We start from the raw sequence: 26,489 nt of genomic DNA on the forward strand, positions 1-26,489 counted from the left end.
CCGCGCCTTCGCTTGGGCTACGCCCACAGCTTCCTGTACGGAGACGCTGGGATTATCCTCTTATTTTTTCCAGTCGAGGATTGGATCTGAATCAAGATTTACAGGCTTACCAATTAACATTGTGAACTCATTCACACCTTAATTATATCAAAATAACTGTCTTGACATCTTGTAGCACCATAAATTGAGGCTTACTCAAGTTGCTGGGACGAGGCTTGACAACTTGGAGTATGTTACCGAAGAGCTGTTTATGCAATGTTGCAGCAACTGAGGGAATATGGATTTGTCGTAAAGCGACAAATTCCGGCGATAGGCAAACTCGTCCATGTAAGCTTGCAAATGTTTACGGCCTACACCATGAAACGTCGTGTTGATCCATTCGTTCGCATCGGTGGCAAGAGCAAGGAGTGCTTTGGACCGATTGCGAGAAAATCGACCCGTTACAATCTCGACGGTACGGGCGTGCCGCGCAACGTACTGATCTGCAAATACTTTACATCCAGAGGTGGAAATCATGCGTTCTTTTAAATGCGTGCGCGGTACAACTTTTATTTTGAAGTGGGTGGGTTGCCCTTGATCATCGATTGCTGCGCCAACCAGAACAGGATGCTCTTGATGGTGGAACTGTGTCGTTGAATTGTGAGGGGCTCCGTAAACTGCTGCATTAACCTGAACGATCCCGGAAAGAAGCATTGCATGGTCCGCTAGGCTCATGGCATGACGGATCTTGTGAAGCATGAGCCATGCTGTTTTATACGTTACATTGATTGCATGGCTTAGTTGTACTGCTGAAGTTCCAATTTCCGTACGCGAAATAAGATGAATGGCGGTAAACCATTTGTAAAGCTCCGTGCGGCTGCCTTCCATTACGGTTCCTGCGATCAAAGACGATTGGTGGCGGCAACCGCGGCACTCATAAAGAGGCAGACGGCGAGTGTTAATTGTATAGGCATGGCGATGGCCGCATCGCGGACAAGAGTAACCATCAGGCCATTTGATTTGAAATAAATAAGGGACGCAAGCTTCATCGTTCCCGAACTGTATTTGAAAAGAGGCTACGATTTCAGCAAGTTCCTCACTCATAGCAATTCTCCTTTGCCAAACAATAAGAACTAATGTTCTTGTTTATATCATATCAAACATATGTTCTTATATCAATAATTTTATAAAAGAAATAACTCGTAAAGGTATATTTTCGAGAGAATTTTAAAGGCAGCCTAAATTGCAAGTTGTTCAATATCATTTTCGCTCTCGGTTCAAGGTATTTCGCTAAAATAATAATAGAATCCACGTGATAACAACGTTTCTGAGTCAAAGGGATAGTGCACATAAAGCGTGTGGGAGAGACAGGTTCATAGACCATTGTACAAATGTTTAATGGAGAACGGCGTTTCATGAGAACATGCGGGAAGAAGTGAACGCTGCACTGCTTGAGTAAATGTTCCGTATGGAGTAGGGGCGGTTGAAAAGCATTCGTGAGTAAGAGGATAGACGGAACGGTAATAAAAATGTGTTGCAAGCGCTTACCCTATAATTTAATATATAGATAAAACTATTCCATCGGGTCAGGTGAGTGAACATGAGAGTGCATGAAATTACGATCTCCAAGGAAATGCAGCCGCAGTATTTGCAATTGATTGCACAAAGGGCAAGCCAGTTCCGTTCGGATATAAAGATCAAGTTTGAGAAAGAAAACATACAGCTTGACGCCAAGAGTATACTGGGAATGATGATGCTTCCGATGCATCCGGGCACGAGGGTGACGATTCAGACGAAAGGCGGAGACGAGGAGGAAGCGATCGAAGCAATGAGCAGCATGCTCGAAATTAAAGCATAAGGTCTGTCTTGGTCTGGGAGCATTGGACAGGTCTGTGGGTTGCAGCAGAGGTGCTGGTTAAAAACTACATTAACTGACAAAGCGCGGCGGTTGGCTGGTGCTTTGTTTTTTTGTGTTCGTATTCGCGTGTCTGCTACAATAAGCTGGACACTTTTAAGAAAGAAGGGGGAGGGCTGTATGCGGATTCGCTGGCGTTTGGGGGTTGTTCTGACTTGTCTATTGATTGTGCTGACGTTGATCCAATATTATATCGGCTGGCACATCTGGATCTTTTTATCTACGGTCTTTCATTTGGAGTCGAGCGTGTTATACTGGGTTATGTATTGGGTTGTCGCCTATTCATATCTCGCAGCGCGCTTGTTGTCGCGCGTATTGCCGAGGTTTTTATATCATGCGCTGAAGGTTGTCGGCTCGTATTGGTTTGCGGTGCTGCTGTATGCCTTACTGCTGCTGCCTATTGCGGATCTCATCGGCGGCTTGCTGCTGAACGTTGCCCATACGACGAGCTACGATAGGGTCGTTATTGCGCTTGGCGTTCTGGTTATCCTCGTATTGACCGTTCTGCTGTTGAGGGGTTCATGGAATGCATGGAATCCTATTATTCGCAGATATGAAGTGACCATCCCGAAGCAAGCCGGCGCCCGAGAGCGGCTCACGATTGCGGTGGCTTCCGATCTTCATCTTGGCACCATTGTCGGCAATGCCTATCTGGAAGTGCTCGTGGATCGGATGAACGGATTGAAGCCGGATTTGATCCTGCTTCCCGGAGATGTCATCGATGATGACATCGAGCCTTTCGTTCGGAAGCGAATGGGAGAAGTCATGCAAAAGCTGCAAGCGCCGTTGGGCAAATACGCCGTTCTCGGCAATCATGAGTATATTGGCGGACACATCGAGGCCTTCGAGCAACAGATGCGTGCTGCCGGCGTTGAGCTGTTGATGGACCGCCATGTGAAGATCGACGACAGCTTCTATGTTATCGGACGGAAGGATCGTGCGGTGGAACGGTTTGGACAAGGGAGCCGAATGGAACTTGAGAAGCTTCTGGAAGGGATAGACCGGTCGCTGCCGCTGATCATGATGGACCATCAGCCGTATCATCTGGACCAGGCGGCAGCGACCGGCATTGATGTTATGCTTTCAGGGCATACGCACCGAGGCCAAATGGCACCGAATCATTGGATTACCGGACGATTATTCGAATTGGACTGGGGCTATCTTCAAAAAGGAGGACTTCATGCGATCGTATCCTCCGGGTTCGGTACGTGGGGACCGCCAATTCGAATCGGCAGCCGCTCGGAAATTATCGAGCTCATCGTTCATTTTCATCCTTCATCAACGAAAGGGGCAAGGTAGCATGGTAGAGCATCTCGTATTATTCAAATTAAAGGAAACGACGACAAGCGATCAACGGGCAGAAATTGTTGAAACGCTATACACGCTCGCTTCCATTGAAGGTATTGTTGAATTTTCGGCGGGCGTGAATCATTCCGAAGAAGGAAAAAGCAACGGGTTCGAAGTAGGTATGCGAATCGCCTTCCGGGATCGAGAGGCACTCGACGCGTATTTGCCAAGCGGGCAGCACCAGACGACGATCGGGAAGATTCGAGAACATTTTGCAGATGTCATCGTATTGGATTATACGCACTAATCCGTTGCAGCAATTGTTCCGTCAGGCGATTGCGGGACAAGCAGAGAAAGGGGAACTCCAAGCTGGTTTATTCATCTTATCTGGGCATTGACGCAGGGGGGACCCTCGTTAAATTTGCCTTTTATCATAAAGGCATCCTGACTTTTCATAAAATTCCATCTGCGCATATGTCGGCTGCGGCGGCGTGGATTACGGAGCAATTTTCCGGGGCGCAGTTATGTGTCACCGGGGGGAAGAGCAAGCTGCTTCAATCGTACCTCGGCCGCGAGATGCAGGAAATGGTCGAGTTCGAGGCGACCTGTTCCGGCGCCGCGTATTTGCTCAAGGAGCAGGGAACGAACGAATCGTCTTACGTGTTGACCAATGTGGGGACCGGCACATCGATCCATTTCGTGCAAGGCGAAGAGCACAGTCGGGTCGGCGGGACGGGCGTCGGCGGTGGTACGTTGATGGGGTTATCTTATCTTCTTACGGGCCATTCCGATTATCGGCAAATTATGTCGTTATCGCGGGAAGGCGACCGCGCGAACATCGACTTGAAAGTAAGCCATATTTATGAGGGGGCGGAGCCTCCGATTCCCGGCGAGTTGACGGCGAGCAATTTCGGCCGCGTACTGCAAGGCTCGGACTCTTCGCGGGATGCGGATAAACTGGCATGCGTCGTAGGGCTTGTCGGGGAAACGGTGACGACCATGAGCGTGCTTGCGGCCGGCAAATGCGGCGTTGCAACCGTCGTCTATATCGGCTCCTCTTTCGTAGACAATGATCTGCTGCGAGAGATCGTGCTGCGTTACACCGTGCTTCGCGGGGCTCAGCCCATCGTTCTTGCCAACGGCGAATTCAGCGGGGCGATCGGCGCTCTGCGCTCGGTATATCGGGAATCATAAGGGATCGTTCTTCCTTTTTGCATAAAATAGCGTGCTTCAAAGCACACTATCTTTTGGAAAAGGAGGGAAGAACGATGGCTAAAATTGCAGTGGAAAACAGTCTGCAGGATGTGAAGAACGCGCTGCAGCAAAGCGGACACGAAGTCATTTCGGTCGATTCCGGCAATCTTCAAAGCTGCGACTGCTGCGTCATTTCCGGACAAGACAAAAATGTGATGGGAATCGCAGAGACAGCAACGAAAGCATCCGTTATTAACGCGCAGGGCATGACGGCGGATGAGATCGTGCAGCAAGTCAATCAACGTTTGCAATAATCGAAACATGAACAATGAGCACTCTCATCCACTGCTATGCGGCGGGAGAAAGTGCTCATTTTCATTTGCTTCACTTTATTTTCCTTTGCTGACCCAGAACGTAATTTGCGTGCCTTTAGGGACGGTTACGTTCGGGGCAGGGTCCTGCTTGAATACCGTTCCTTTCATCTGCTCGTGCGGCTCGATAAAATATTGGTAACGCAGGCCATTCGCCAGCGCTTGTTTCTCCGCTACTTCCTGGGAAAATCCGGTTAGCATCGGAGTGCTCGTCGATTCTTCACTTTCTGCGGCTTTTGCCGCAGCGGCAGCCGATTCCGTCAGCTTCGGTCCGGCTTGCGAAGTGACAGGGGCCGTTTCCTGCTTCGATATGTCGGCGGTTTCCGCCAGAGGCGGCGGCTCCGGCTTTTTCATCAGCGTAATAAACAGCGCTTCTCCAGCCAGCAGCACCAACAAGGCGCTGCATCCGATAACCCACTTGCGATTCCATCTGAATCTGTTTTTGGCGGCCGTTTTGGCGGCGGGTGCAGGTGCAGGACGCGCGGCTTTGGCAGCGCTGCTCTTGTCAATCGGGATGGTAGTCACGGACCGTTGAAGTATTTTTCGCCCTTCATGCTTGGAGACGATTTTATCCAACCCCGAAAGCAAATGGGGAAGCGTCGCTTCTCCGGCGAGCACGCGCCGAAGTCTTCCCGCCAAGTCAGCCGACTGTTCCGCGTCCAGCGTGACCAGCGCTTCCTGAAGCTCTGCGCATAAAACGTCGGGCGCGTCGGGCGCTTCGCAGGAACGCATGACGAACTGGTAGAGCAATCGGCAAAGCCCCAGCGCTCCGCTCCAGGACATGTCTCCTTGCTCCCAATAATTGATAACGGACAATCCCTGCTCGCTGCTGAAGCATAAATTATCGGCTCGAACGGAATAGCCGGTTATGCCTTCTTTTTTCGCTTCATGCATGCCGTATCCCAGGTCCATAACGAGCTTGATTATTTCCATCTCGCCGAAAGGATGGATTTCCAGTTCATCTATAATAAGCCGACCGGCTCCCGGTTTTAAGATCGCCATGATTCGGTCGGTATTGACGTCAATATCAAGAACGTGCATGAACCGCTCGTCGGAAAATTGGGAAACTTTACGGATACTTTGTACGTATTCGCCGATAATCGTCTCGTTGGTTGGCTCAAGCACAAAGCACATGACGTCCCGGTTAAAAAATAAATCTTTTCCTTTGTATAGCTTTCCGAGCGGCTGCTGTTGTATGCACTGCTCGGGTAAGTACCTCTGCCGGATCGTTTCCATTGGAACCCCTCCTTAATAACTCTCCAGGTGTCCGTCATGGCATAATTATAGCGTATTATACTATTCGAATGGAAATTCCTTTTTGTGTACATCGCATAAAAAAATAATCAAGAAACCTGACGCGAAGGAAGTACGCATCAGGTTTCAGGAAAACAAGGGATAATAACCGCTTAGTGGGACGACTCCAGTTTCAGCCGAATGACGTTCCAGGACGCTTTGGGCAGCGTTGCGCTTACGACGCGATCCGCAATTGCCGCGTTTCCACCGCGATGCGGCTTGACCCGATCGGGTGCATCGGCTGTATTCGTTGCTTTCAGATCGCTATGCTCCAGCACGATATGTTCGATCACGCGGCACATTCCGAAGCTGCGCAAATCCACTTGAAGCGGGAGCGCGTTGTCCGTATCGCGGTTGACCGCAAATACGGTCAACTCAGCATCCGCCTCGTTATGAACGGCGATCGCTTCCAAATACGGCACATCGGTTATTTCCTTGGTATCGTATTTCGGCGACTGAATGAGCGGCACGAGGGCTTGGCCGCGGCCAAAAACGGAGACGTGCTGGAACGGATAGAAGATCGTCTGCTTCCACGCCTTGCCCCCGTTCTGCGTCATAATCGGAGCGATCACATTGACGAGCTGGGCCATGCAGGCCATCTTCACGCGGTCCGCATGCTTGAGCAGACTGATCAGCATGCACCCGACGAGCAGCGCGTCTTCATGATTATACACGTCTTCAAGCTGCGGCGGCGCTACTTGCCAAGGCTCTATTTGGCTGTCTGCTTCATTCGAGTGATACCACACGTTCCATTCGTCGAAGGAGAGCATCATCGTCTTTTTGCTGCGCTTCTTTGCTTTCATATAATCGCAGGTGGCGATAACGGATCGGATGAAATCATCCATCTGCAGCGAGCGGGCCAGGAATGCAGCAGTATCGTTCTGCTTATTGCCGTAATACGTATGCAAAGAAATATAGTCGACATGCGGATATGTATGCTCAAGCACGGTTGCTTCCCACTCGGGGAAGGTGGCCATTCCGCGGCTGGAGCTGCCGCAAACGACCAATTCGATCGACGGGTCTACCCATTTCATGACCTTTGCCGTCTCGCAGGCGATGCGCCCATATTCCTCCGCGGTTTTATGTCCAATCTGCCAAGGGCCGTCCATTTCGTTGCCCAGGCACCACGTTTTGATCGCATGGGGCTGCTGGTAGCCGTGCTGCGCGCGGAGATCGCTCCAGTACGTTCCGCCGGGATGATTGCTGTATTCGACAATGCTCCGCGCATCATCCGGGCCTTGTGTGCCGAGGTTGACCGCCCACATAACGTCCGCGCCGGCTTTATTGCACCAGTCGGCAAACTCGTTGAGCCCGACCTGATTCGGCTCAATGGTGCGCCATGCCAGCTCCAGCCGCTTCTTCCGCGATTCCTTGGTGCCGATTCCGTCTTTCCAATCGTAGCCGGACACGAAGTTGCCGCCAGGATAGCGGATAATGGGCGTTTGCAGCGAACGAACCAGTTCGAGCACATCGGTGCGGAATCCCTGTTCATCTGCCAGCGGATGATCCGGCTCGTAAATGCCCCCATAAACAGCGCGGCCCAGATGTTCGATAAAAGAACCGTAAATGCGTTTATCGACTTCGCCGATAATAAAATCTTTGTCTACGATCATTTTTGCCGAAGCAACCACAACCATCATCTCCCATTAGATTAATATAAATATTAATTATGGTGTAAAAACATTAACCAATTCCTATTTAACATGGGAGCATGATATTTTGCAATCGCTTTTTTATGATTCGCTATTGCTTTTAATGAATTTATATATATATTAATTAAGTGAGAATCAACTAAAGGGTGTGCGCATCTGATGATCAAAGCCAACACGGACCGCCGTTTTTTGCCGCTGTATGAAGCGCTGGCCAGCGAAGTCCGTCTGCAAATTCTGGAACTGGTCGCCGAGGAACCGAAAAGCGTCAAAGAGCTGGCGCAGGCGCTCGGACTCAGCAGCGCCATTATGACCATGCATATCCGTAAGCTGGAGCAGGGCGGACTGCTTCAGGCGCGCATGATCCGTAAAAACGGCGGCACACATAAACTATGCTCGCTTGCGGTAGAAGGCGTTGAAATCGCCATGCCATCAGCGGTGCCGGAGCAAAGGACATTTCATGAAACTTCGATCCCGGTCGGTCATTATACGGCATATGAAATTTATCCGACTTGCGGACTGGCGACGCGGGAGAAGGTGATCGGACAATTCGACGATCCGCGCTACTTTATGGAGCCGGAGCGGATGCACGCGGAAATTTTGTGGTTCGGCCGGGGATATGTGGAGTACAAAATCCCGAACTACTTGCTGCCCGGACAGCGGCCGAGCGAAATCGAGATTTCGCTGGAAATCGGCTCCGAGGCGCCGGGATTTAACGAAAATTGGCCTTCGGATATTTTCTTCCATTTGAACGGCACTTGTCTGGGCATGTGGACAAGTCCGGGAGATTACGGCAGCAGCCGGGGCCGTTATACGCCTGAGTGGTGGGACGTCAATCAATACGGGCTGCTGAAGCGGGTGCGCATTCGCGGCAACGGCACCTTTATCGACGGGCAAAACATGTCCGGCGTTCGCGTCGGGGACATCGCGCTCGACCGCAATCATTGGGTGCTCAGAATGGAGGTGCCGGAGGAGGCGGCGCATGTAGGCGGTCTGACGCTATTTGGAGCCGGCTTCGGTAACTACAGCCAGGATATTATGTTTCGCGTATATTACGAACAAGGAACTTAATGGCAAGAGAGTGCATTGGCTGATCAGCTTGCTGCTGCGGGGAGTGTAGGGAAAGGACGGCGGCGTATCCAGCACCGGTGTGCATCGTCAGGAACGAATCGTTACCCGCGTCCCGATCGGAACGAGCTTCGACAGACGCAGCACATCAGCATTATACATACGGATGCAGCCGTGTGAAACCATGTGGCCGATGGAGGAAGGATCGTTCGTGCCGTGAATGCCATAATGCGGTTTGGACAATCCCATCCAGAATGCCCCGAACGGGCCGCCGGGGTTCGGCTGTTTGTTGATGATGGTAAACTCTCCGTGAGGGGTTTGCAGCGCGACGCGGCCAATCCCTACGGGGAACGAGTCCACCACGGTATCGTTCTGAAGCAAATGCAGCTTCCGGTCCGATAAATCGACGATGATACGGTACATAAAATTCATCTCCCGAGACGATAGTAGACCCCATCTTCGCGAGCAGCGCGAAACGGAGTCTACTTGCAATGTATTCGCCGGTCTGCCGGGAGGTGCAGGCGCATCAGTTGAGGTGCTGTTCCTTGGGGAAATGAAGCTCGCTGTACAAGCTGCGGAATTCGGTCGGGGCAACGCCGAGCCGTTTTTTGAACGTCTTGGAGAAATGGAAAATGTCGTGAAAGCCGGTCGCCCGCGCGACTTCTCCAATCGGCATGTCCGAAGACATAATGAGCTGCTTCGCTTTTTCCATTCTCCGCTCGTAAATATACGTCATCGGGGTAACGCCCAGGTGATTTTTGAAGAAACGGATAAAATAGTTCGGATGATGATGCACTTGTTCCGCCAGCTCGGCAATGCTCATGTCCTTGATCAAATTTATATCGATGTATTGAAGCACGGCGCTCAGCTTGCTGCTCGTTAAGGTGGAGGATGCTTTCGGCGTCTCCAGCACTGCCTGTTCCATATAACAGGAGATCAAATCCAGCAGCGCCGCCTGGATGCGAATCGATTTGGCCGGACCATGCTGCGATTTGGAAGCGGTAACGAGCCGTTCGAATGCGGCGATGACGCCGGAAGGGTCGTCCATCGTTAGACCATACGGAAGCTTGCAGAGCGTGAACAAATTCATGAAGCTTATGTTGGAGTTGAAATGGCACCAGTACTTCTGATACGTCCGTTCCGGATGCGTGGCGGAGAAGCTTTGGGGCAATCCCGCGGGAGCAAACACCATCTGCCCGGGCTGTGGAAACAGCTCCTGTCCGCCGACGGTCAGCCTGCCTTCGCCGCTCTCGATGTAATAGATTTTGCTATATGTCGGCGTGAACATAGGTTTCGCCCAATTCGGCTTGCATTTGCTTAACATCGCGATGACCAGCTCGGGCTTCAAATCGGCCAAAAACTGGCTGATCAACGTATCGTTTTGCGTTTCCATATGCATTTCCCCCTTATGATGTCTGCAACGACGAAGGTTAGTTCTGTACAAAAACGTGTTAGCCGCGCCCATTTCGATTATATCATACCGCATGTAGAATGAAGGGGAAATGATCAGGAATCGATGTGCAGGGGGACGCCATGACAAAACGGGATATGTATATGGACAATGCGGAAGCCGAGGCGCTTGTGCAGCAGGCTGTAAAGCCGGAGCTTTCGGAAGAGGTTCAAGACCGGCGGCTCGTTTGGTGGAGGGACGCTAGGTTCGGAATGTTCATCCATTGGGGACTGTACTCGCTGCTTGGCGGCGTTTGGAAGGGGAAGGAAGTACCGGGGGCCTACGGAGAGCACATCATGCTCCGCGGCCAAATTCCGGTAAAAGAATACGAGACGGTCGCCGAGTCGTTCAACCCGACGCGGTTCGATGCGGACGCCTGGGTCTCGATGGCCAAGGAAGCGGGGATGAAATACCTCGTCATTACGGCAAAGCATCACGACGGGTTCGCTCTGTACGACTCCGCCGTCAGCGACTTTAATATCGTCGAACGCACGCCGTATGGCCGTGATCCGATGAAGGATTTGGCGGAAGCTTGTCGCAACCACGGTGTGAAGCTCTGTTTCTACTATTCACATTCGATGGATTGGCATCATCCGGATTCGCAAGGAAATACTCACGACTATCCGAACAATATCGGCGCTTGGGACGATCTCGAGTCGTGGATCGACGATGAAGACAAGCGAACCCGATATGAGAGATACTTGAACGAGAAGGCGTTCCCGCAGCTTCAGGAGCTGCTCACCCAATACGGCGACGTCGGGCTGATCTGGTTCGACTGCGGCCATAAGGTGACGGATGAGCAGGGCCAGCGGTTCGTCGACTTTGTACGCAGCCTGCAGCCGGACTGCCTCGTCAACCGCCGGGTGAGAAGAGACGGCTTCGGCGACTACGGCAATTCCGGCGATAATCAGCTGCATATTCGGATTAACCGCAAGGACTGGGAATCGATTCATACGATGAACCATTCGTGGGGCTATAAGAAAACGGATCACAACTGGAAATCGGTCAAAGGCATATTGCACAACATGATCGACGTGTTCAGCTTGAACGGCAACTATTTGCTGAACGTCGGCCCGACGCCGGAAGGCGAATTTGATGAAAAATCGGTGGAAATCCTTCAAGGCGTCGGCCGCTGGATGAAGCAAAACGGCGAAAGCGTTTACGGCACGACAGGCAGCCCGATCGGTAAGCCGCAGTGGGGACGCTGCACCGTGAAAGGTCAAAAGCTGTACTTGCACGTATTTGAGTGGCCTGCAAGCGGGGAACTGATCGTCCCGGGTCTGCGCAACGGGCTGATTCGCGCATACTTGCTTGCGGATCCGGAGCAGAGGCCGCTAAAGTGGGAGCGGGCGGGTAAGGAAGACATTCGTCTGCACGTGCATGCTGCAGCGCTCGATCCTGACGCCACGGTCATTGTTGTCGAGGTGGAGGGTGCTATCGATGCCAATCCCGTGAAACGGCTGATGGCTAAAGACTACGTCAACCGATTTGGCGCGTTCGATGGGGACATCGAAGGGAAAAGGCTGCGCTACGACACCGGCAAGAAAGACCGTGACGTCGCCACCGGTTGGTCCGAAGCCGCCGACCATATCCGCTGGAATTACCGCGCGGCTTCGGCAGGCACGTATGCCGTTACGGCCGTCTACGGGGCGCAGGAAGGCAAGGCGGGAGGCACGTTCGCGGTGGAAACGAACGGGCAACTGCTCAGCGGCGTCGTAACCCCGAAGGGCGACGGGTACGCGTTCTTCGCGCAGCCGCTCGGGACGGTCCGGATCGACGAACCGGGGAATTACGGACTGACGGTTCGTGCGGAAACGATCACCGGCGAGGTATTAATGAATTTGAAGGAAGTGCAGCTGCACCCGATCGAGCCGTAACGGCAAAGCGGAGCCATTGATAAAAAGACTTTGAGCCGAGGATTCGCTGGATTTCAGCGGGTTCTCGTTTTTTTGTTCGCCCGATGGGAAGTTAGGTATTGCCCAGTATCCAAAATATGGTACGATGGACGTGTCGGCCACTTCGCGGACAGGAAGAGGCGGCACAAGCGATGCGAATGTAAAGAAATGAATAGGGAGCGGGAGGTTTTTGTTTGAATACGGCCAATACGATTACCGTGTTGAGAATTTGTCTGATCCCTCTATTTTTGCTGGCGATGTCTCCTCTCTTGTCTTGGCTGCCGTATAGCATCTACATCGCAGCGGCTCTGTTCGTATTGGCAGCGGCAACGGATAAGCTGGACGGATATATCGCGCGAAAGTACAACCAGGTGACGAATCTGGGCAAACTGCTGGACCCGCTGGCGGACAAGCTGCTCATATGCGCCGCGCTCGTTATGCTTGTCGAAGCGCATAAGCTGCCGTCATGGATCGCGGTCGTCATCATCGGCCGTGAACTGCTAATTACCGCGATACGGATTATGGGGGCGATGCGGAACATCGTGCTCGCTGCGGACCGTTACGGCAAGCTGAAACTGGTCATGCAGGTCGCCGCAATCGCGGTTATGCTTCTGGAGGACGCGTTTGCCGGGTTCGAACAATGGCCGGGTCTGATCCTGATGTTCGCCGCCGTTGTCCTGACGTTGTATTCGGGCTATAACTACATGAGAACCAACTATAAGCTGCTTGGATTGCACGCTTAAACAAACATCGATCGGAGTGATCATGGTGAACGATGCGGAAAGCTTTTTTGAACGGCATATCCGTCTGGAAAATGACAGGATTATCTTACTTCCTTTTTCCGAACAATTCGAGGAAGGATTGAGCCGCATTATTTACGGCGACAGCGAATTGTCCCGATTCTCCGTAAACTGCCGGTCCGAGTCCGATCTCAACGCATACATTCAAAGAACGGTTGGCGAGCGGGAAAAACGAAACGCTTATCCGTTCATTGTGATTGACAAAACAACGAATGAAGTAGCGGGCGCGACAAGGTTTGGAAACATCGTTTTTCCTAATAAGCGGCTGGAAATCGGATGGACCTGGTACGGGAAAGCGTATCGCGGCAAAGGCTTGAACAAGGCATGTAAATACGAGCTTCTGAAATATGCGTTCGAGGTGATGGGATTCCAAAGAGTCCAGATGAGCGCCGACATTGATAATGTACAGTCCCAGCGCGCAATCGCCAAGCTTGGGGCGACAAAAGAAGGCGTGTTCAGGAACAATTATATCAACAGCGCGGGCGAGAGCAGGGACGATGTGTACTACAGCATCGTCGCCTCGGAATGGGAGTATATCAAACGTACGGTTTTCAAGGGATTTTAGCTGAAGCGTAATGAATCTGTACCCGAAGGGTACGGATTTTTTTGGCGTGCCTCGGCTACGAGAAGCTAGAGGACAAGGGACAGTGCAGAGCAGATGGAATCGATCTGGCGGTATTTGAGCGCATAACTGACCCGGTTGACGATCAGCCGGTCCGATATATGCATAATCGTTTCGTGCAGTGGAGACGATTGGGCCGCATGCTCCTCCTCGACTTTATCGACAACCGCGTCCGCAAGCCGCGAGGAGAGTGCGGTTTGCAAATTACCGCTTAACGTAATGACATTCGCCTGAATTTTATGTGCGGCAAAGTAGGCTGTTGCGATTTGCGGATGACCGGTGCCGACGGTGATGTCATGGAACGGCTGTTTCTTGCTCGCACCGAGAACAGCCAGTCTCGAGCGGTTCGTTCCCAGGTCGAGCAGTTCGATCACTTCTCGCCTTTGTTCGAGAAGTGCGTCTTTCCCGGCAATGCCGATGTCTGCGGCGCCATACTCTACGAGGATCGGCACGTCCTGCGGTTTAACGAGGATGTAATCGATATGCTGGCCCGAGATCGTATATTTTCTCGATTCGTCGATATCGGAGGGAAGCGAATAACCGGCGGCTTGGAACAATCGGATGATTTCTTTACTGCTTCCTTTGGGCCATGCGCATTTTATATTGGACAAGGGGAACACGCGCCTTTCATGAGAAAATGCTTTATTGAATTACCGAGTTACTATATTACCGAATTACCAAAATAAAGTATGGGAATAATATACATCCGCCTATTGCCAGCTGTCAACAACCGTTTATCGCATGCTGTCGTTTTTCACTTGCCGGACCTTAAGCAGCGAAAGACGCAGCATCCATCAAATGTGGAGTACTCCGGCCGCGCACCATAGGATTGCGGATGAGAGGTGCACGTTCAGATACGCGGTGTCGCAGTTTAAGTCTGAAGCGGCTTTTGCCCGTTTTGATTCATTCTACTTGCATTAGGTGTATTAAGTGTTATAATACACTTATATCAAGGATAACGGTGTTCATGCATGGGAGGTACGCTTATGAACAGTCAGCAGGTTGGCTCGCTGCGTTTTCAGATCGATTTTAGCCAACCGCTATACGAGCAAATTTTGGATCAAGTGCGAAGCTCGATCGCGAAAGGAGAAATCGCTTTGGGAGATAAAATGCCTTCGGTCAGGGAGCTGGCGCAGGAGCTGCGGATGAATCCGAATACGGTCATGCGCGCTTATCAGGAGCTGGAACGCGACGGATTAACGGAGAAGCGGCGCGGGCAGGGGACCTACGTCACTTCGTCGCCTGAGCGCGTGAAGAAGTTCCGTACAGAGCTTGCCGCGCAATATATCGAGTCGTTTCTGGCGCAAATGGAAAGCTTGGGGCTTACCTGGGACGACATCGAGGACTATATAAGCCGCAAGGCGGCGGAGGACAAGGGAGGTGCGACGTCATGACGCAGCCGATCATCGTGTGCGAGCAGGTGTCCAAGCGATACGGCTCGAAAAAGGCGCTCGAAGGGCTTGATCTCGTCATACCTGAGGGGCGAATCGTCGGTATCCTCGGTCCGAACGGGTGCGGCAAGTCGACATTGTTTCGCACGATCACCGGAATGACGCGTCCGGATCAGGGCAGGATCGAAGTGCTCGGCGGCCCGCCAGGCTGGAGAACGAATGCGAATATTGCTTATATGCCGGATCGCGCCCGCTGGTATCCGAACCAAACGGTCAGGCAAGCGTTCGATTGGGGCAAGTCGTTTTTGCCGGGCTTTATTATGGAGGAGGCGCTCAAATTCGCCGAATGGATGGATATCGATCCGGACATGAAGGTTGGCGGCATGAGTCGCGGCCAGGAAGCACGAATCACGCTGATTTTGTGCATCGCGCGGAATGTGCCGCTCGTTATACTCGATGAGCCGTTTGCAGGCATCGACGTTCTTTCCCGCGAAGCGATTGTCTCCGGCATCATCGATCATCTGGAAGACCGCGAGCAGACGATGCTGATCAGCACGCATGACATTCAGGAGGTCGAAGGGCTGTTCGACTATACCGTGATGATGGATGCCGGCCGGGCGATATGGTCGGGAGAGACCGATGCGTTACGGGCGGAATACGGCTCGCTGCATCATGTGTTTCGGACATTGTACAAAAAGGAGTGGAGACGATGAAAGCACCCGGCACGTTTGGAGCGCTCGTGCTCCATGAGCTGAAAATAAAAGGCAGCTGGCGCAAGCAAAACCGTCCCGCGGCTGCCAAATGGCTGTGGCCCGCTTTTGTGGTGCTCTTCGCAATGTGCACCGTTACGTATTATGCCTTCCAGCATGCGCTGCGCTTGGAAAGCTTATGGTTTGCGACATTCGGCTTTCCATACATGGTGTTCTTCATCGGCTACGGATTGATGAAACGGGAATGGGATAACGATACGTACGGCTGGTGGCTGACGATGCCGTATCCGCGCCTGTGGCTGATCGGGGCGAAGTGGGTCGGAGGGCTGCTGCGGATGCTCCTGATATGGGTCACGGTGTATATCGTATTCTCCATATACACCGTTCTCATCGCGCTCATGGTCGAGCCGTATACGTTTGCCGATGTCTCCTCCTTCATGCTGTCGGGCTTGAATTGGTTCGTACTGACGACCGGCTTCAGTCCGATTATTATGGCGCTCGGTCTGTTGACGGGCGAGTTGCAGTATACCGTTTACCGCTATATCGTTCCGGTCTTTTGGATCGTGTTCATGGGCGGGGGCGGGTTGTTATGGTCGTCGCTCTCCGTTATGCCTTCCATTCGCAATGTGACGGAGCAATTGATCGGCGATCAGGCGGCCGTGCTGTTTCCTTTTGCATGGGGAGTGCCGGCGGGGATGATCGTTAGCTGGTTGGCGGCTTATGGGATCATCCGGTTGGCGGCCTATTTGCTCGAGCGAAAGCTGTATATCTGAATCATTACGAGAGGGAGGGACTTGATGTGGAACCGTTGCAAGCAGTGAAGGACTTCGCAGTGACGGATAAGGACGAGACGGTATTGGAAGTATCCGGGCTGCGGAAAATGTACGGAAAACAAATGGCGCTGCAGGACGTGACGTTCTCGCTGCGAGCCGGACAGTCTTTCGGCTTTCTAGGCCCGAACGGCGCCGGGAAGTCGACAACGATGAAAATTTTGACGGGCATCGTCAAAGCGGACGGGGGGCAGGTCAAGCTGCTCGGACGTGACGTGACGAACGATACCGGAGCTGTCGCGCGGTATATCGGCTATGTGCCGCAGGACATTACGCTGTATGAAAAGCTGAGCGCCGTGGACAACTTGCAGTTTTTCGGCGAAGCGTACGGCGTGAGAGGAGCCGAGCTGAAGCGGCGGATTGGCGAGGTGCTGGAGCAAACCGGCTTGTCCGACCGGGCGGGGGACGAAGTGCATACGTTCTCCGGCGGGATGAAGCGGAGAATCAATATCGCGGCCGCGCTGCTGCATCGCCCCAGGCTGCTCATTCTGGACGAACCGACCGTGGGCATCGATCCGCAGTCGCGCAATCATATATTCGCCATGATACGCGAGCTGAACAACGAGGGCGTCACGATCATATATTCGACCCATTACATGGAAGAGGTCGAAGCGCTGTGCGACGAGGTGGCGATCATGGACCGCGGCATGGTGAAGGCGATTGGCCCGCTGGGGCAGCTGCTGGAGCGCTACGGCCGTCAGGCGATTTATGTGGAAGTCGCCGGCATGAAAGAACTGCCGGTCGATCTGGGCGTCCAGCGCGTATCGAAGGAAGGCTCCGGATGGATATTGGAGACGGCCGACGTCGGAGCGGTCATGCAGCGGCTGCTTCGGGCTGCTTCGGAACATCGATGGGACGTGAAGCAGCTGGAAGTCGTCCGGCCGTCGCTGGAAAACGTATTTTTGACCGTCACCGGGACCGCTCTGCGAGACTAACGGAAGCGTGAAGGAGGGAAATAGGCGTGAGGGCAATCATCATCAAAGAATTGAAATTAATCCGTAAAGATAAAAAAAGCTTCTTTTTTCTGCTGCTTATGCCGATCTTGTTTATTGTCATGTTCAGCTCGGTCTTCGGCGGCTCCCATACTGACGGAGCCATTACGCTGCGTGCGATCGATCAGGACGGCACCGCAGCATCCCAAGCGTTCCTTGCCCGGACCGGCAAAATCATGGACCTCAAGCAGGCCGGCGCGGCGGAGCTGGATGCGCAAATCGATAAAATCAAGCAGGGGCAATTTTCCGCTATGCTGGTCATCCCCAAAGGGTTCGAAGCGGCCATGAAAGAGGGGAGGCAGGCCGACGTGAAGCTGTACCAGGATCCCGCGGCTCAAGTTGAGCTTGCTCCGATTCATGCGATATTAAACAGCATCTCGGGACAATACCGCGAACAGAAGCTCACAAACGCGCTGATCGGTCTCGGGCAGTCCAAGACGCAGGCCGAATCCACGCTCGCATCCCCGATTCAGGTGGAGAACGTGTCCACCGCCTCGGATCATTTCAACTATATCGACCAAGTCGTTCCCGGAATGACGGTCATGTTCGTTTTCTACATCATGATCACGATGTCGCGGAGGTTTTTCGACGAGAAGAAGTCGGGGCTGCTGTCGAGAATTCGCAGCACCAATATAAAGCCGCTCCATTATTTGATCGGCATGTGGGTGCCGTTCGTGCTGACGGTCATTGCGCAATGCGTTATATTGTTCGCGTTCGGCCACTTCGCGTACCAGTTGAATTTGGGCGACGTGTCGGCGCTCGCCATGATCGTGCTCGGCGTCAGCATCGCCGGCACGGGGATCGGCCTCGGCTTGTCGTTTATTGTGCCGGGGGAAGGAGCGGCGATGGTCATCACACAGTGCATCTCGATGGGCGGCGCGCTCGTCGGCGGCTTGTGGGCACCATCCTACACGCTGCCCGCAGTAGTACAGAAGATCGGGCATTTTACGCCGCAATATTGGGCGCAGCACTCGCTGATCGATATCATTGCCCACGGCGCGCATATCGGTAACGTCCTCGGCGCCGTTCTCATCTTGCTTGCATTCGGATTGGCGGGACTCGCCGTCGCGCTGTTCCGGCTCCCGAGCTTCCTGCGTTCCGCGGCGAATTAGACAGGAACCGCCTCTCTCCTCCGATACGCTTGACGGATCAGGCAAGCAATCCCTATAGTTAAAGGGAGAATCGGCACCTTAAGAATCCGCAGCCAGAACGGGAGACGCATTCGCGGGGGGGGACGCCATCATGCATACGCAAGCCGTGTTTTTCGATCTGTACGAAACGTTAATATCCGAGTACAAAGACGGCGTTCGGCGCGCAAGCCGGGCCGGCCGTAACTACCAGGAGCTGCTGGGCATTTCGAACGAGACGTTCAAGCGCGAGTGGGGGCTCAGGCAGACACCGAGGATGACCGGACAATTTCCCGACTATCCTTCCGTCGTGCAGGATATTGCCGCATGCTGCGGCGTCGAATGTTCGGAGGAATCGCTCGAACGGCTCTACACGGAGCGGATCGAGGAGAAGGCCGCACCGTTCGCAGACATCAGCCCGGACATCACCGGGATGCTGGACGGATTGAAGAAGCGGGGCATCCGACTCGGACTGATCAGCAACTGTACCGAAGAAGAAGTGAGAGCGTGGGACGCCAGCGTGCTGCCGCCGTATTTCGAAATTGTCCTTTTCTCGTACAAGGCCGGATGCGCCAAGCCGGATGCGCGCATATACGAGCTGGCCTGCAGCCGACTGGGCGTTCGTCCCGAGCTGGCGCTGTTCGTCGGCGACGGCGGATCGAACGAGCTGGACGGCGCGCGCGCGGCGGGCCTCACCGCCTATCATGCGACCTGGTTTATCCCGGATTCGATTAGCGGGAAAATTACGGGTCATCCGAAACTAGCGAAGCCCGCACAATTATTAGACGAGATCGCAATGTGAGAAAGCGCCGGAAGCCGGATGCTGCAGACGACAAGTTTGCTGCATTCGGCTTTTTGTTTTTCGCGCAGCGGCGCTTGGTTTGTTGTTGCTCCGTTGACGTTAGCCGCCGCAGCTGCGCCGTTCCCGGCGCCCGGACAAAATGAATTTTTACCGGATAGGCATTTACCGTTGAGGCGCGATGCTCCCCGGAATAAAGTGCATAAGAACAATCCGGAAAAAAGCAGGTGCTCGTATGCGTCTATTAATGGTGGCCCCGGAACAGCTTCCCGTTCCCGGCTCGGGCTCCGTGGAAATATGTATGCTGGCCATCGCCAGGAAACTCGCGAAGCAGCATCACGTCACGATTGTGAGCCGTCAGAAGGCCGGCTTGCCGACAACAAGCCGGGTCGGACGCAACTTGACGATCGTCCGCGTTCCCTCGGGCAGCGCTGGCCGGTACATTTCGTCTGTGCTCCGCTATATGAAAGGCCGGACCTTCGACCTGATCCAGGTGGACAATCGTCCGCTTTATATGGCGCAGATCAAGCGGGCATTCCCGCGAACGCCTGTAAGCCTGTTCCTGCATTCGCTGACCTTCGTGCCCCGCACCCGATCGGTCGCCGCCAGCTTGCATAAGGCGAACCTGATTATCGCCAACAGCAATTCACTGCAGCGTAAACTGAGCAAACTATTCTCCGCACAGCGGCGCAAAATTCGCACCGTTCATCTGGGCGTCGATACGGAGCGGTTCAAGCCGTCCGGCGGCAAGTCGTCGAAACGCTTCGTCGTACTGTTCGTCGGCAGGGTCATTCCGCGCAAGGGTGTGCCGGTATTGATCAAGGCCGTCCACAAGGCGAGAAAGCAAGGGAGCGGCGCCACGCTGGTCGTAGCCGGCAAAGGAAAACGGGCGTATCTCGGCAAGCTGCGAAGCTTGGTCAGAAAGCAGAAGGTGCCGGCGCAATTTCTCGGCAATATTCCGCACGGCAGCATTCATCGGGTGTACCGCCTAGCCGATTGCTTCGTATGTCCTTCCCAGAAGCATGAAGCGTTCGGGCTCGTCAATGTGGAAGCGATGGCGTCGGGCTTGCCGGTCATCGCATCGAAGATCGGGGGCATCAAGGAGATCGTCAAGCACGGACACAACGGTTATTTGGTGTCGAAATATACGAAATCGAAAGCTTTTGCGAAATACATTGTGAAAATCGCGAAAAACCGCTCGCTGCGAGTGAGGCTGGGACGCAACGGCCGGCTTACCGTCAAACGCAAATTTAGTTGGGGTAGCACGGCAAGCAAGCTGGCGGGCATATACCGGAAGGCGGCGAGGAGAAGCAGATAGGCGCCTTGCCGTAGCGAGGCGCCTTGTGGGCCATACGGGCGATGCCGCGCGGCTTCATGGAAGTGAAAGCTATAGTTTGCGCACACGGAAATTGTCTTCAAGCAGCAGCCAGTTTTGCGGGAACGGATATCCGAGCACCCAATAGCTGATCCCTTTCAGCTGATACTCTTTGACGAGATTGAATTTGGCCTGCGCGCTGCGGGCATCCTCAAACCATACTTCGTGGTCGCGGCCTTGCCCGTCGGTATAGCGGAAGTAGGGAGACTGGGTCCGCGTATCGTATTGGATGGCGGCTCCATGCTCGGTTGCGCGGCGGAACGCCTCCTGTACGCTGAACGTCTCGGCTTCCTGCCCCTGCACATGGGGCAGCAGCCAATCCCGGGCGTAGAGCTGGAAGCCCATCAGCAATTTTTGCGGCGGAATGACGCGCGTGGCATAGTCGAGCACTGCCCGAATTTGATCGATCGGCGAGATGGCCTGGGGCGGTCCGAACCGGTATCCCCATTCATAGGTCATGAGCACGATGAAGTCGACAATGCTACCCTGTGCCTCGTAATCATGCGCTTCGTACAGCAGCCCTTTTTGCGCGCTGCTCGTTTTCGGCGCAACTGACGTGGAGACGAAGTAATGTTCGGTATGCAGCCGCTCGACGGCTCGCCGGAGAAATTGGTTGTACGACTCGCGGTCGGCCGGGCGCACGTTTTCGAAATCGACATTCAGGCCGCGGTAATTTTTGCGGCGCATCGTATCGATAATTTGGGATAGCAGCTTATCCTGGAGCTCCGTGCTGCCGAGCACGGTATGAGCGACCTCCGAGCCGAGTTCCTGCGACGAAAAGTTCGTAATGGCCATGATCGGCACGACGCGCGTTTGTTCGGCGGCCTGGAGCAGCAGCGTATCATCGATCGCTTCGAGGCTGCCGTCGCGCTGAATACGGTAGCCGAACGGCGTCAAGTAGGTCAGATGCCGGCCGATATCGCGAACTTCCTGGGCGCCCGCTTCGTCGAACTGGATGCTGAACGCGTTCACATCGATGGTCGGCTTGCGCTTCGGAGGAATTTGGATCGTTTGGCCGGGCTGAATCATATACGGATTCGGGATGCGGTTTATTTGCAGCAGCGCCTGCACTGTCGTACCGTACAGCCGCGCAATTTGCCATAATGTGTCTCCGGGCCGGACGATATGCCGGGGCGGCAGCGGAATGACCAGCGCTTGGCCGACGGTCAGCCGATTGGCGTCCGGCAGCTCGTTCGCGGCAACGATCTCATCGACGCCGACGCCATAATGCCGGGACAGCAGCCACAAGTTTTCCCCGCTTTGGATAACATGGATGAGCATACGATACCTCCCTTTTCCGAAAAGTAGTCTAAGGTACAGTATTCAGCGAATGCCCAGGGGGTGTGGCTTTTGACAAAAAAAGCCGAAGACCCGCCGCATGCAAGCGGTTGTCTTCGGCTTTCGCTTTTCTATTAGTTGATCAGTCGGCGCGCGCCCCAATAATGAGAATCGTAGTAGGGGGTGCCGAACAACGTGCTGATTTTTACTTCTCTGGTGCCGAGGGTGCCGGCTTGCAAAATTTTATTGTCGCCGAGATAGATGGCAACGTGGGATACGCCGCTTGTATACGTGCCCTCGAGGAAGATCAGATCGCCTTTGCGGAGATCGCTTTTCTCGACGGGTGTGCCCATCTGGCTCTGGAGCGCCGCGGAGTGGAGCAGCTGGAAGCCGTGGCTGTTGAACGCATACTGGACAAAGCCGGAGCAATCGAAGGCTTCGCCGGGCGTATCGCCGCCGAACACGTAAGGCACGCTGAGCTGCGTCATTCCTGTCGCGATGATGGCGTCGGCTTTCGCTTCCCAGCCCGCTTTGGCGCTGGATGCAGCGGGAAGCTTCAACTGCAGGCCGCTGTAAATGTTGTACGGACTGACATTCGGATTGGCAGCGATCAGCTCGTTTATATTCACGTTCATTTTTTGAGAAATGGTCCAAAACGTATCGTCATCGGTAGCGATATACACATCGGAAGATGCCGCGGACGCAACGCCCCCGAACAGCAAACTGAAGCCAAGTATGGTTGAAACAATTGCTTTCTTCATAGTTTCCCTCCCATTCGTAGTTGCAGCAAATCTATTATAAGGAAAAATGAAAGAGAGAGAATACAAGTAAAATGTGGAAAATCGGCGAAACGCTTGTCAATAAAAGCGAAATAGCATCGTTTTTTGCGGTTGCCTGGGAAATATCGTTTGATTCCGCTCTTCGTTCTGCTAAGATATGGCTAAGAACAACATGAACATAACAGGTTTGGAGACATGATCATGCAAATCGGCACAACCATACGGGCGATTCGCCAGCGCCGCGGCATTACGCTCGGACAGCTTTGTGAAGGGACAGGCTTGTCGCAAGGGTTTATGAGCCAAGTGGAAAACAACAAGACATCGCCGTCGCTAGCGACGCTGGAGACGATCGCCGATTATTTCAACGTTCCGATCGCCTACCTGCTGCTGAAGCAGGAGGAGCGGATGAGCGTCGTTCGCCAATCGGAACGCACCTTCAGCATGTACCGCGGCATTCAAAAAATCGAGCATTTGGCCGAAATCGGCGGTTTGCGGATGTCGATCACCGAAATCCCGCCGGGAATTCCGGCGGATAGGGAGACGAATGCGCATGAAGGGCTGGAAACCCATTATGTGATCAAGGGCAAGCTGCAGGTCGGCCAAGGGGAAGACATGTATACGGTGGAGGAAGGCGATACATTCTCATGGCATGCTTCCGTGCCGCACTGGGTCGTCAATGCGGGAGAGGAAAAGGCGGTTTTGTTAATTATCGTCTATAACGAAAATTATAAGAAGCAGCGGTAAGATTGAGGATTGGGAGTACTGCGTGACGGGAGACATATGACTGTAAATAAGGGGAGAAGCCCGAAATTTACAGTTTTTTTGCAAACATAATATTTTAAATATAAATATTAAATTCGTATTACAAATATATTTGTTGACATCCAAATCGCCAGGATGGTATAGTTTACGCATGTAAGGTACTAAATAAAAATAAGTGATAGGAGCTGGACAAGTTGTCGAACATGAAATTATGGTCTTATACGGCGGTCCGCGTTTTGTTAGGTATTATTTTTCTCGTGCACGGTATGGCCAAATTCCAGATGGGGCTGGGAAACGTTTCAAATTTTTTCCAAAGCCTTGGATTGCCGGGAGCGCTTGGTTACGCGGTTGCGATCATTGAGCTGATCGGCGGCATTGCGCTCATCGCAGGTCTCGGATCGAGATATGTCGCCGGATTGTTATTCCTGATCATGATCGGAGCCATTGTGAAAGTGAAGCTCGGTCTCGGCCTGATGGGCGACGGCAAGGGGGCGGGCTATGAGCTGGAGCTTGCGCTGGCGCTAGCGTCCCTATATATCGCCGCGGAAAATTACACGCAGCTCGGCTTGGACCGATTTCTGACGAAGCGTACAACGGCCGCCTGATTGCTCAGCCCGGCAGAGTACGGCGTACCTGTCCAATCCCGGCAGCCAGGCCGGATGGGCGCAATTGAAAAAAGCTTAGTCAAGCGAGACGCTTGACTAAGCTTTTTCAATGTTCCGCCGATGGCGTAACCATCGCTACTGCACGATATAAATGACGAGAGCGGCGTAGCCGACAGCGATGACGAGAATGTAAATCCACGATAATCTCGACCAGTTTCCTTTTGTTCTATGATCATAGGAGGGATTGCCTTCTTTATTTTTTTTGGACATCCCGATCCACATCGTCCAGACCGCGCCGATGAGCATAATCGTAGCGAATAATAAATAATAAATCGATAGTGACATGATCATCACACTCCGCAAGAGGTTCGTTACATTTCCAATATATCATGGGCCTGATCAGGCTGTAACCATCCACTTCCGGACCGCTGGAGCCATCCAATTTGGACGGCGAGACCACGGTTATTCAAGCAGCGCCACGTTGCGTATCCTTATCCGAGGAGATGAGAACGCCGTCTTCCTTCTCAATGGTGCTGTCCGGGGCAACCGCTTCCGAAGCGTCAAGCGCCTACGCGTCGGAAGCTTGTTTTCGGTATGCTTTGGGCGAGACGCCCGTGATTTTTTTGAACATTTTGGAGAACAGCAGCGGGTCGTTATAGCCGACCGAACGGGAAATATCCGCGATTGTCAGCCCCGAATTTCGCATCAGCTCTCCGGCTTTATTCATCCGGAACTGCAGCAGAAAGGCTTGCGGCGACACGTTCAGCTTCTTCTTGAACAGCGCGGACAAATACTTGCGGTCGACGCCAATGTAGTCGGCCAGCTCGGCGATGCTGACTTTATGACTGAAATTGATCTCGAAGTACTCGATCGCCTTGCGGACGTACAGCTCGCTGAAGTTGCCGTCGGCGCGGGGCTCCGTTTCTTTGCAGGTCGTATCGATCACTTCGGACAGGAAGCGGTACAGGATGCTTTGGTATTTCAGATCGCCGCTTTTTTCCGATTGCCGCGCTTCCAGCAGCTGATCGAATACCGTCTCGAACCATGGATTTCCGTCGAAATCCATCACGGGCCGCGCGGCGGACAAGTGCGCTCTTTTTAAATACGATTCGGCCTGCAGCCCCTGAAAGGCGACCCACGAGTAGGTCCAGGGGTTGCTCACGTCGGCTTTGTAGTAAGCGATTGCATGCGGGAACGTAAAGAAGCCTTGTCCTCGCTGCAGGCGGTATTCGGTGTCACCTGACTTTAAGATGCCTTCGCCGCTATGCACGTAATGGAATTTGTAATGATCCCGAATGCCCGGCCCCCATTCATGCCCGGGCTTGCAGTCTTCTTTACCGCAATAATAAAAATTCAGATCGATCGGACTTCCGAGCGGGTGCGCTGCGTTGCGGAATCCTTTGCGAGGCATAAGGGGCGCGCGCCTCCTTTCCAGGCATTACCGTTAGACTGACGGTATGTTCATGACATTATACCATGTTTGTGATACCTGAAGACATAGGATTTTTAGCCCCGCATGCTACAATCAAAGGGAACATGCATCCGGTAGATCGAATCGTAGAAACGAATAACCAGGAGGACTTTTCATGAAAAAATACCGTTTCACCGACCTGCAGGATACGAGTGAGGGTCATCTGCTTCAAAGCGTGCTGCCCGGCGCTTACTTGTCGAGCGGCGGTCTCGCCTTCGCGGCGAGGGGAGAGCGAAGCCATTCGAACGACGGTCCGGACGGGCGCGATTATCATGTGCACAACGATTGCGAAGCGTTCGTCATTGTGCAGGGACAAGGCTTCATGGAGCTGAACGGCGAGATGCATCCGGTCCGAACCGGCGATATCGTCGTAGTCGAGCCGGGCGAGGATCATCACCTGCACTCCAGCGAGGAGGACCCGATCGTCACGCTATGGTGCCATGCAGGTCCGCAGCGCCACAAAAACCAGCGCAGCCCGGAATGAAGTGGTCCCAGCGAGTCGGCTGCGCAGCGCCGCTGCCTATAGTAATGACCATCCCTGCGAAGCCGAAGCGTTGCGGACGAACGGCGGCACCATAGAACAAGAGAACAAGACGGGCTCGCATCCGCGCCGAAGCCAGTTGGAAGCCGTACCGGTAGCGCATGGTTTTCCGACACCAAAACAGCAGCGCTGCGTCTGGCTTGTCGCCAATAATGAAAGCGCTATCATTTTATAATTAGGAGGATAAGTCTGAAATCAATAGTAACTGATTGTACTCACGTAGAATGGCATAGCAAACAAGCCATCGAAAAGACGACTTTTTGGTAAATTAAGGATGTATGTATTACTCAGGTAGCTATTTGTAGA

Annotated in this window: 29 protein-coding genes; 19 read left to right on the forward strand and 10 right to left on the reverse strand. The window is 53.3% G+C overall.

The window, feature by feature from the left end; translation table 11 throughout:
* Nucleotides 1–195 precede the first annotated feature (195 nt).
* Entirely contained in the window at nt 196–1,083 is an 888-nt protein-coding gene (locus KXG62_RS31490) for a transposase (protein WP_218095976.1), read from the reverse strand.
* Nucleotides 1,084–1,579: 496 nt separating this feature from the next.
* Here KXG62_RS31490 and KXG62_RS31495 point away from each other — a divergent pair, with 496 nt between their 5' ends.
* The 5 genes from KXG62_RS31495 to KXG62_RS31515 all read left to right on the forward strand — a co-directional run bounded on the left by KXG62_RS31495 (nt 1,580) and on the right by KXG62_RS31515 (nt 4,689).
* Entirely contained in the window at nt 1,580–1,837 is a 258-nt protein-coding gene (locus KXG62_RS31495; RefSeq protein WP_218095977.1) for an HPr family phosphocarrier protein, read from the forward strand.
* Nucleotides 1,838–2,014: 177 nt separating this feature from the next.
* Nucleotides 2,015–3,193: a metallophosphoesterase gene (locus tag KXG62_RS31500; protein ID WP_343223554.1), complete on the forward strand. Its 1,179-nt coding sequence runs from the start codon at nt 2,015–2,017 to the stop codon at nt 3,191–3,193.
* Nucleotide 3,194: 1 nt separating this feature from the next.
* Entirely contained in the window at nt 3,195–3,488 is a 294-nt protein-coding gene (locus tag KXG62_RS31505) for a Dabb family protein (RefSeq protein WP_218095978.1), read from the forward strand.
* A gap of 29 nt (nt 3,489–3,517) precedes the next feature.
* On the forward strand, nt 3,518–4,375 hold the full coding sequence (coaW, locus tag KXG62_RS31510) for a type II pantothenate kinase (protein WP_246627733.1): 858 nt from the start codon (nt 3,518–3,520) through the stop codon (nt 4,373–4,375).
* 74 nt (nt 4,376–4,449) lie between these two features.
* Nucleotides 4,450–4,689, forward strand: a complete 240-nt coding sequence (locus tag KXG62_RS31515; protein ID WP_218095979.1) for a YkuS family protein — start codon at nt 4,450–4,452, stop codon at nt 4,687–4,689.
* Between the two features lie 75 nt (nt 4,690–4,764).
* Here the strand turns inward: KXG62_RS31515 and KXG62_RS31520 are convergent, their stop codons facing one another.
* Both KXG62_RS31520 and arfA read right to left on the reverse strand, forming a co-directional pair.
* Nucleotides 4,765–5,982: a PASTA domain-containing protein gene (locus KXG62_RS31520; protein ID WP_218095980.1), complete on the reverse strand. Its 1,218-nt coding sequence runs from the start codon at nt 5,980–5,982 to the stop codon at nt 4,765–4,767.
* 170 nt (nt 5,983–6,152) lie between these two features.
* Nucleotides 6,153–7,652 (reverse strand): arabinosylfuranosidase ArfA, encoded by a 1,500-nt coding sequence (arfA, locus tag KXG62_RS31525; protein ID WP_218096001.1) that lies wholly within the window; start codon nt 7,650–7,652, stop codon nt 6,153–6,155.
* Nucleotides 7,653–7,850: 198 nt separating this feature from the next.
* Between arfA and KXG62_RS31530 the strand changes: the two genes are divergently transcribed.
* Entirely contained in the window at nt 7,851–8,759 is a 909-nt protein-coding gene (locus KXG62_RS31530) for an ArsR/SmtB family transcription factor (protein WP_218095981.1), read from the forward strand.
* An 87-nt stretch (nt 8,760–8,846) separates the two neighbouring features.
* Here KXG62_RS31530 and KXG62_RS31535 read toward each other — a convergent pair whose 3' ends face one another.
* Nucleotides 8,847–9,179 carry a L,D-transpeptidase gene (locus KXG62_RS31535; protein WP_218095982.1) on the reverse strand — a complete coding sequence of 111 codons (333 nt, stop codon included), beginning with the start codon at nt 9,177–9,179 and terminating at the stop codon, nt 8,847–8,849.
* A gap of 103 nt (nt 9,180–9,282) precedes the next feature.
* Nucleotides 9,283–10,149: an AraC family transcriptional regulator gene (locus tag KXG62_RS31540; protein WP_218095983.1), complete on the reverse strand. Its 867-nt coding sequence runs from the start codon at nt 10,147–10,149 to the stop codon at nt 9,283–9,285.
* Between the two features lie 140 nt (nt 10,150–10,289).
* On the opposite strand from KXG62_RS31540, the gene KXG62_RS31545 reads away from it, so the two are divergent.
* From KXG62_RS31545 to KXG62_RS31555, 3 genes are all read left to right on the forward strand, one after another.
* On the forward strand, nt 10,290–12,083 hold the full coding sequence (locus tag KXG62_RS31545; RefSeq protein WP_218095984.1) for an alpha-L-fucosidase: 1,794 nt from the start codon (nt 10,290–10,292) through the stop codon (nt 12,081–12,083).
* Between the two features lie 212 nt (nt 12,084–12,295).
* On the forward strand, nt 12,296–12,844 hold the full coding sequence (gene pgsA, locus KXG62_RS31550) for a CDP-diacylglycerol--glycerol-3-phosphate 3-phosphatidyltransferase (protein WP_218095985.1): 549 nt from the start codon (nt 12,296–12,298) through the stop codon (nt 12,842–12,844).
* Nucleotides 12,845–12,866: 22 nt separating this feature from the next.
* Nucleotides 12,867–13,466, forward strand: a complete 600-nt coding sequence (locus KXG62_RS31555) for a GNAT family N-acetyltransferase (protein WP_246627734.1) — start codon at nt 12,867–12,869, stop codon at nt 13,464–13,466.
* 65 nt (nt 13,467–13,531) lie between these two features.
* Here the strand turns inward: KXG62_RS31555 and hisG are convergent, their stop codons facing one another.
* A complete protein-coding gene (gene hisG, locus KXG62_RS31560; RefSeq protein WP_218095986.1) occupies nt 13,532–14,134 on the reverse strand; it encodes an ATP phosphoribosyltransferase in 603 nt (200 codons plus the stop codon).
* Nucleotides 14,135–14,509: 375 nt separating this feature from the next.
* On the opposite strand from hisG, the gene KXG62_RS31565 reads away from it, so the two are divergent.
* From KXG62_RS31565 to KXG62_RS31595, 7 genes are all read left to right on the forward strand, one after another.
* Nucleotides 14,510–14,917: a GntR family transcriptional regulator gene (locus KXG62_RS31565; RefSeq protein WP_218095987.1), complete on the forward strand. Its 408-nt coding sequence runs from the start codon at nt 14,510–14,512 to the stop codon at nt 14,915–14,917.
* Complete coding sequence (locus KXG62_RS31570; RefSeq protein WP_218095988.1) at nt 14,914–15,627, forward strand: ABC transporter ATP-binding protein; 714 nt, start codon at nt 14,914–14,916, stop codon at nt 15,625–15,627. The genes KXG62_RS31565 and KXG62_RS31570 overlap by 4 nt, the downstream gene beginning before the upstream one ends.
* Nucleotides 15,624–16,397: an ABC-2 transporter permease gene (locus tag KXG62_RS31575; RefSeq protein ID WP_218095989.1), complete on the forward strand. Its 774-nt coding sequence runs from the start codon at nt 15,624–15,626 to the stop codon at nt 16,395–16,397. The genes KXG62_RS31570 and KXG62_RS31575 overlap by 4 nt, the downstream gene beginning before the upstream one ends.
* 26 nt (nt 16,398–16,423) lie before the next feature.
* On the forward strand, nt 16,424–17,389 hold the full coding sequence (locus KXG62_RS31580) for an ABC transporter ATP-binding protein (RefSeq protein ID WP_246627735.1): 966 nt from the start codon (nt 16,424–16,426) through the stop codon (nt 17,387–17,389).
* Between the two features lie 26 nt (nt 17,390–17,415).
* Nucleotides 17,416–18,558 (forward strand): ABC transporter permease, encoded by a 1,143-nt coding sequence (locus KXG62_RS31585; protein WP_218095990.1) that lies wholly within the window; start codon nt 17,416–17,418, stop codon nt 18,556–18,558.
* Between the two features lie 130 nt (nt 18,559–18,688).
* Entirely contained in the window at nt 18,689–19,375 is a 687-nt protein-coding gene (locus KXG62_RS31590) for an HAD family hydrolase (RefSeq protein WP_218095991.1), read from the forward strand.
* Between the two features lie 232 nt (nt 19,376–19,607).
* On the forward strand, nt 19,608–20,690 hold the full coding sequence (locus tag KXG62_RS31595; protein WP_218095992.1) for a glycosyltransferase family 4 protein: 1,083 nt from the start codon (nt 19,608–19,610) through the stop codon (nt 20,688–20,690).
* Between the two features lie 69 nt (nt 20,691–20,759).
* On the opposite strand, the gene KXG62_RS31600 is transcribed toward KXG62_RS31595, so the two are convergent.
* Entirely contained in the window at nt 20,760–22,028 is a 1,269-nt protein-coding gene (locus tag KXG62_RS31600) for a LysM peptidoglycan-binding domain-containing protein (RefSeq protein ID WP_218095993.1), read from the reverse strand.
* Between the two features lie 131 nt (nt 22,029–22,159).
* Nucleotides 22,160–22,786, reverse strand: coding sequence for a C40 family peptidase (locus KXG62_RS31605; protein WP_218095994.1), 627 nt, complete (start codon nt 22,784–22,786; stop codon nt 22,160–22,162).
* 219 nt (nt 22,787–23,005) lie between these two features.
* Between KXG62_RS31605 and KXG62_RS31610 the strand changes: the two genes are divergently transcribed.
* Both KXG62_RS31610 and KXG62_RS31615 read left to right on the forward strand, forming a co-directional pair.
* A complete protein-coding gene (locus tag KXG62_RS31610; RefSeq protein WP_218095995.1) occupies nt 23,006–23,548 on the forward strand; it encodes a helix-turn-helix domain-containing protein in 543 nt (180 codons plus the stop codon).
* A gap of 221 nt (nt 23,549–23,769) precedes the next feature.
* Nucleotides 23,770–24,171 carry a DoxX family protein gene (locus tag KXG62_RS31615; RefSeq protein ID WP_218096004.1) on the forward strand — a complete coding sequence of 134 codons (402 nt, stop codon included), beginning with the start codon at nt 23,770–23,772 and terminating at the stop codon, nt 24,169–24,171.
* Between the two features lie 135 nt (nt 24,172–24,306).
* Here KXG62_RS31615 and KXG62_RS31620 read toward each other — a convergent pair whose 3' ends face one another.
* Both KXG62_RS31620 and KXG62_RS31625 read right to left on the reverse strand, forming a co-directional pair.
* Nucleotides 24,307–24,516, reverse strand: coding sequence for a hypothetical protein (locus KXG62_RS31620; RefSeq protein ID WP_218095996.1), 210 nt, complete (start codon nt 24,514–24,516; stop codon nt 24,307–24,309).
* 223 nt (nt 24,517–24,739) lie between these two features.
* The gene (locus KXG62_RS31625; RefSeq protein ID WP_218095997.1) at nt 24,740–25,582 is read right to left on the reverse strand and encodes an AraC family transcriptional regulator; all 843 of its coding nucleotides are present in this window, start codon (nt 25,580–25,582) and stop codon (nt 24,740–24,742) included.
* Nucleotides 25,583–25,757: 175 nt separating this feature from the next.
* Here KXG62_RS31625 and KXG62_RS31630 point away from each other — a divergent pair, with 175 nt between their 5' ends.
* Nucleotides 25,758–26,126: a cupin domain-containing protein gene (locus KXG62_RS31630; RefSeq protein WP_218095998.1), complete on the forward strand. Its 369-nt coding sequence runs from the start codon at nt 25,758–25,760 to the stop codon at nt 26,124–26,126.
* Nucleotides 26,127–26,489: the final 363 nt, after the last annotated feature.

The organism is Paenibacillus solanacearum (assembly GCF_910593845.1).
GTDB lineage: Bacteria > Bacillota > Bacilli > Paenibacillales > NBRC-103111 > Paenibacillus_G > Paenibacillus_G solanacearum.